We start from the raw sequence: 6047 nt of genomic DNA on the forward strand, positions 1-6047 counted from the left end.
AATTAAAGGCCCCAAAGCGTAGAATGTTCCTGAACAGGTATTTGGAGCTGCTGACTTAGGGTTTGCAACAGCCATTCTCGGTCCGCCTGGGTTTCGGTGGGTAGCTCAAAGGTGTGGTTAGGTGTTCTTAAACTTACATACGACCGCCGCTGATCGCTCAACAGCTGCAACGATTTGCGGGGGGCATAGTAGCGACGGGTTTGGTTAAACAGGCGAGTTTCTGTAATGAAGTTCGCTTCGATGCATAACTTCCGCTGCATTAGGCTGTTCGGCTTGCCCAGAATGGCGATCAGGAGGATGGCGGCCAACCACCCCAGGGGCGAGAACAGGAAAAAAAAGATCAGGAAGATAAACTCCATGCCAAGGGTTAGCAGCAAGAAGGCCAAGAGTAGCAACAGTATAAGCAGGCCGCCGGGGGCGTTTGAAATGTTGGCTAAATCAATTTTTTTAACGGGAAATATAATTTCGGTGGCCTGGGGCTGATTAGTTTGTCTAACAATAATTTGGCTAGTGGTAGGGCTGAGGGTGGGAACCGGCTCTTGATAAAGGATCGCCGTCTGTTTTGGTAGATTGGCGGGTTGTTTTGCGGCTTGAACCCGAGGTTCCGAGGGTGCCGTCCAGTGGGTGGATTCTTTAAGGGCCTGCATGGCCTGGGCGGCGGTGGCCAAACGACGGTCTAAATTGGGATTGGTCATCCACTTTAGCCAGGTCACCAGGTTGTTGCTCAGGGTAACCTGGTCCGCAAAATCGATGGCCATATCTTTTTGGGGCAGGTCGGCGGGATGTTTGCCGCTGACGGCATAGATCAGGGTGGCCCCCAGGCTGTAAAGATCCGAGGCGGGGCGGGCGTTGCCGCTAAACTGCTCCGGGGGCATATAGCCATAGGTGCCCACAATGGTCATGGTGTAGTCGGACCGGGAAATGCCGGTTTTGACCGAGTCGAAATCCACCAGGTACACCTGGCCCACAGGGTTGCCGGTGCTATCTTCTAGGAGAATGTTGCTGGGTTTAATATCCCGGTGGATGACGGCGGGCTGGCGCTGGTGGAGATAGGCCAAAATTTCCAGCAACTGTAGGGCCAGTTGCTGGATGTCGTCTTCACTAAAGGTGCGGCCCGCCTGCAAATGTTCTTGCAGGGATTTTGCCGGAATGTAGGACTGCACCTGGGCAAACCCCTTGTGGCGACCTACCTCCACATCAAAGTAGTCGAGGTATTGGGGAATGCCCGGAAAGGACAGGGTTTGTAGGGCCGCGGCACCGCGCTCAAATAGCTTATGGTCCTGCCATTGGAAGCCGGGGCCAAACAGCAACACTTTGACGACGACGCGCTGATCGGTGTGTAGGTCTTTGGCAATAAAAGTGTGTCTGGCCCCCTTTTGGCAAAGGCGCTTTTGCAACTGATAGCGTTCGTTTAAGATCCACTGGTTCATTAAGGTGTCATGGGCCTGGCTTCTTTGTTTTGGATACCCAGGATTAGGGTTTGCAGCGATCAGTGGGAAGGGGGAATTTGGAAGTCGGAATTAAGAAGCTGCGCCCTTAATGGCCTGGTTTAGATTTTTGGGGTTTTGGTATCCGAGCAGGGGGCCAGGCGTTACTGGAAACTCTTTGGTTTAGATACAGGGAAAGTGATCGGGTTTTCGGATGTGGGCCTGGTTTTGCCTTGGTTGTTTGGGGCTTATTTTTACCTATCTCAAAACAAGACTGAATAATTCCTATCTAGACTCAACCCGAGTCAACTCAGTCTTGATTTGAGACCTAATTTAAGCACGTGAATGGGGCGATTCGGTATCAACAGAATGTGCGCCTTTTCCGACTTCCTCAGGGGATGTATTTAATGGTGAGCTGCAACCATTTGCTAAGCACCTGGACGAGCCATTCTTGTTCTTTGAGGGTGATGGTCGATAGGTTAAAGGAATGGGTGGAGGTTTTGAGGCTGACGCGGGAGGTGGTTTTATTCATCACTAGCTGGAGAGCGACGCGGCGAGATCGGTGTTGACGGAGGCCAAAGAAATCGTAGGTTTTGGTAATGTTGTGTGGGGTAATACGTAGGCGGGCCTGTTGCGAAAAGGAGAGGATGGCCGGAAGTATGGTGACTGCGGCGATTGCCCCCACGGGCAACAGAATTAGCGACAGCAACAACCCCACCCCCAAGCGACCATTCATAAAGGCAAATATGCCCCCAAAAAAGATCATCATGGCGATTAGGCTGGTGGGGGCACCGACAAGGAGAAACAGCCAGAACAGGGTGGGGTGCAGGTCCCTGGAGGGCAGCAAAATTTCTAGGGTTTGGGGATGGTCGGTTTGGCTAACCATGATTTTGCTATCCACGGGTTTGGCCGGTAGCCGGATGGGAAAATCGATGGAGTGCTGGGATAAAACAGGCAAAGATTGCCCTGGGGTGGGGGCATTTAGGGCCTGGATGGCATCGGCGGCGGACCGGAGGCGATGGTCTAGGTCGGGGTTGGTTAAACGCTTGAGCCAAATAATAAAATGCTGGCTGAGGTTGACCTGGGTCTGGAACTCGATGCCCATATGTTTTTTTGGCAGGTCGGCGGGGTGTTTGCCGGTGGCGGCATAGATCAGGGTGGCCCCCAGGCTATAGAGATCGGAGGCGGGGCTGGCCTGGCCGCTAAACTGCTCCGGGGGCATGTAGCCGTAGGTGCCCACAATGGTGATGGTGTAGTCGGACTGGGTGGCCCCGGTTTTGACCGAGTCGAAGTCTACCAGGTGTACCTGGCCCACATGGTTGCCGGTTCTGTCATCTAGCAAAATGTTGCTGGGTTTAATATCGCGATGGATGACGGCGGGCTGACGCTGGTGGAGATAGGCCAGAATTTCTAGGAGCTGGAGGGCTAGCTGGCGCAATTCATTTTCACTAAAGGTGCGGCCCGATTGCAGGTGTTCTTGTAGGGATTTGGCAGGAATGTAGGACTGGACCTGGGCAAAGCCTTGGTAGCTACCGAGCTGGGTATCGAAGTAGTCGAGGTAGTGGGGAATGCCGGGAAAGGATAGGGTTTGGAGCGAAGCGGCACCGCGTTCGAAGAGTTTGTGGTCTTGCCATTGGAACTCGGGACCGAATAGGAGTACTTTGACGATGACCGGCTGGTCGGTGTTGAGGTCTGTGGCGATATAGGTGTGTCTGGCCCCTTTTTTGCTTAGGCGCGTTTCCAGTCGATATTGGTGGTTCAAGATCCACTGGATCATGGAGAGGTCATACATCTATAGGCTCTGGCTGGTTTGAGTCTTGATGTGGATGGGGGTGTATTACGTTTTGGCTATGGATGCACTGACCGGATGGGAATTTGGAAGGGGGCAAGTTGTGGTGACGAAGGTGGGGGGTATTTTGCTCCATCTGGGGTACCTGGGTGGGTACTTTTTTATCAATGGGGCCTGATTTGGGGGATTTGTGGCTAAACTGTGGGCAGATTGCCCTAAATTTGGAAAACCGCATTAGCCTTTGCCCATGGTGGAAGATATTTTTCTAGCTCGAACCGAGGAGCAGCAGCAGTTTCGAAGAATGTTGCTAGAGAAACTGCCCACAGGGTTAAAAAAGCATTTTCCAACGTTTTCAAAGCCGTTTGCTAAATTAAAGCCTGCCTCGGAGACTGAAGACCGGGCGGCGATCCTGCTGTTTTATGGGGCAGGGGGCATGGGCAAAACGTCGTTGGTGCGACGGTTGCGAAAGCTGGTAGCGGAAGAATTTAAGGGCCAGGTTAATACCCTGTTTCTAGACTGGGAGGATGAGCAAAAGCTGACCCTGGATTTGCAGGTGGGCCATGACTTTATTGAACCGGAGGCGATGCTGAATGTGCTGCATCGCACATTGGTAAAGGCGGGCTGGGGGAATGACCTGAAGGATTACGAGAAAACTATCCAGGCATTGCGAAATACCGAGTCTAAGGTGGAGGATGCCATGAAGGCATCCCAGGCGACCAGTGAATTATCGGACAAGGTGAGTAAGCTGGGGGCCAAGGGAATGGCCACATTAATTCGGTTGTATCCAGGGGCGGGGGCAATCGATCAAAAAACATTAGAAACCACGCTGGATAATACATTTCAGGTGGGTGCGGAGGGGTTGTACCAGGCGCGGCGGTTTGTGCAAAAGTCGCTAACGCCAACGGAATATGAGATCTATGCCCAGCCCGACGAGCGTTTGGCGGAAGCCCTAGGGAAAGGCATTGCCAGGGTGGCGGAGCGGAAACCACTAACGCTGTTGTTTGACACCTATGAAATTGTGGATCGACCCGAGTGTGACTACACGCTGCGGCGAGTGATTCAGGAGAGCGGCGGGCGCACCCAATGGGTGGTGGCGGGGCGAGCTAACCTGGCGGATAGTGGGCAGCGGGGGAGCTTATATTTTCGTGGGTACAAGCGCGACTTTGCAGAAACCCAGCTATATGCCAAGTCCCTAAGTGAGTTTGGTCTGGATTTAATTCAGGATTATTTTGCCCAGGTGGTGCCGGATCGACCGCTGAATGAGCAGGATGCGGATGCGGTGACGCGGTTTAGTTTGGGGATACCGTTTGTGATCCGCCAGGCGGCGGTGATGTATCGGGAGGGAAAACCGCTAGAAGAGATTATTGCGCCAGTGGAGAAGGTGCCCCTGGGCACTGATGTGTCTGCCTATGATCGGGTGGTGACGGAAACCAGCGAGCGGTTTTTGATGCACTGTTTTAGTGCCAAGGAAAAAGAAAAAGATTTACAGGCGATCTATGCATTGGCGCTGATGCGTCGCCCGGATGCGGGGCTATTGCGGGCGATGTTGGATGAGACGGATTTAGAAAAACGGCTGCAAACGTTGCGGGAGCGGTATTCGTTTATTTTGGTGGAGCAGCTGCGGCTGGATGAAAAGCTCAATCGGTTTTTGCAGGGGTATTTGTTGAGCGATTTGCGGCGTACGAGTGAGCGGTTGCAGGGGCTGAATGAAAATGCGCTGGCGTGGTTGGAGCTACAGCTAGAGGAGAAAACCCAGGGGATTACGGATACGGCGGAAACGCTGGAAGATGAGGCGATGGCGGAGCTGGTATTGGATGTGGCGCACCATCGTTTGTGGAAAAGTGAAAACAATGGCTGGCGGTATGTGGTGCCGCGATTTGTGGAGGGATGGCAGTATAACCGCAGTTGGAGCCGTGGTTTGCTGGAGGTGGCGGAGTATTTTAGGGCGGCGATGGGGAAAGAAAATAGGAAACGGCTGGGGCAGTTTGGGATGGTGCTGGCAGGGGGAACGGATGAAGAGGCGTTGAACAACGTTTTAGATGATTTAAAGACGCTGGAACGGCGGAACTGGTTTGATGAGAATAAGGCTGAACTTAGCAGTATTTTGTTGTTGAAGCAGGGGCAATTTTTGCAACGGCAGGGACGCAATCAGGAGGCCTTGGCGGTATGTAATAGTGTGGAGGGAAAGTTGCCTGGGGAAGCGGTTAGGTTGAAAAAAGATCTGGCCAATACGTTTGAGAAAATTGGTTGGATGTTTTCTGTCAGAAACAGCCAGGCTGTACCTTCACAGGAAGGTGCCAAAGCTCTGGCTAAAGCTGTTAAGCTAAATCCTGATAATGGGTCTCATTTAATCGCTTTAGGAGTAACTCAGCATGGGCTTAAGCAAAATGAGAAAGCTGTTGAAAATGTTTTATCAGGGATTGAGTTAGAAGGAGAGAAAAATTATTCATTAAATATTCTTGGTTCTGTATACAGTGACCTGAAGCGTCACGATGAGGCGATTGAGGCGTATCAAAAAGCGATTGAGCTGAACCCAGAATATGCGATGGCTTACTACAATTTAGGCAATGCTTACAGTGACCTGAAGCGTCACGATGAGGCGATTGAGGCGTATCAAAAAGCGATTGAGCTGAACCCAGAAGATGCGACGGCTTACTACAATTTAGGCATTGCTTACAGGGGCCTGAAGCGTCACGATGAGGCGATTGAGGCGTATCAAAAAGCGATTGAGCTGAACCCAGAAGATGCGACGGCTTACAACAATTTAGGCATTGCTTACAGGGGCCTGAAGCGTCACGATGAGGCGATTGAGGCGTATCAAAAAGCGATTG

At 52.2% G+C, this 6047-nt stretch carries 3 protein-coding genes; 1 reads left to right on the forward strand and 2 read right to left on the reverse strand.

The window, feature by feature from the left end; genetic code table 11:
* Positions 1–2: 2 nt before the first annotated feature.
* Both IXB28_RS10730 and IXB28_RS10735 read right to left on the reverse strand, forming a co-directional pair.
* Positions 3–1430, reverse strand: a complete 1428-nt coding sequence (locus tag IXB28_RS10730; RefSeq protein WP_215618579.1) for a serine/threonine protein kinase — start codon at positions 1428–1430, stop codon at positions 3–5.
* Positions 1431–1818: 388 nt separating this feature from the next.
* Complete coding sequence (locus IXB28_RS10735) at positions 1819–3204, reverse strand: serine/threonine protein kinase (RefSeq protein ID WP_215618580.1); 1386 nt, start codon at positions 3202–3204, stop codon at positions 1819–1821.
* Between the two features lie 259 nt (positions 3205–3463).
* Here IXB28_RS10735 and IXB28_RS10740 point away from each other — a divergent pair.
* A partial coding sequence (locus tag IXB28_RS10740; protein WP_215618581.1) for a tetratricopeptide repeat protein occupies positions 3464–6047 on the forward strand: 2584 nt, incomplete at its 3' end.

The sequence above is a fragment of the Leptothoe kymatousa TAU-MAC 1615 genome, from assembly GCF_018739865.1.
GTDB classification, from domain to species: Bacteria; Cyanobacteriota; Cyanobacteriia; order Phormidesmidales; family Phormidesmidaceae; genus Leptothoe; species Leptothoe kymatousa.